Annotated in this window: 2 protein-coding genes; one reads left to right on the top strand and one right to left on the bottom strand. The window is 57.4% G+C overall.

The window, feature by feature from the left end; translation table 11 throughout:
* Nucleotides 1–109: DUF2789 family protein (locus AC1DF0_RS32605; protein ID WP_477577766.1), on the top strand; the 109-nt coding region annotated here is incomplete at its 5' end.
* Nucleotides 110–116: 7 nt separating this feature from the next.
* Here the strand turns inward: AC1DF0_RS32605 and AC1DF0_RS32600 are convergent.
* Nucleotides 117–320 (bottom strand): hypothetical protein, encoded by a 204-nt coding sequence (locus AC1DF0_RS32600; protein ID WP_477577764.1) that lies wholly within the window; start codon nucleotides 318–320, stop codon nucleotides 117–119.
* Nucleotides 321–380: the final 60 nt, after the last annotated feature.

Raw genomic sequence — 380 nt, 5'->3', positions numbered from 1 at the left:
GTTCTGGACTCCGCAACAAGCCGGCTTCCTCAAGGAACAACTGCGTGAAGACGCCGATTGGGCGCACGTGGTCGACGACCTGAACCTGCGCATGCACCAGATTCACTAGCTGAGGYTCAATGCAGGCTGTCGGGCATTTCGRCGTTCAATTGTGCCAACCAGGCAGCCCTGCACTCCTCGGCTTCATTACGACTGGAGAACACCGTCCCCCGGCGCTCACCGTTGAGCAGCACCACCCAACAGACGCTCTGCCCCATCGCTCGCAAACTGGCGGGCACGCCGCTGCCAATCATGACCGCGACATCGACTTTGCTTTGCATGCTGACCTCTCGAATTTCATTAGCGACCTAACTATGCAGGCATGTTAATGAGTTCATCCT

This window comes from Paenibacillus sp. 05T425, from assembly GCF_056396205.1.
The sequence above is the reverse complement of the archived record's forward strand: the minus strand, read 5'-3'. Positions and strand labels throughout refer to the sequence as shown.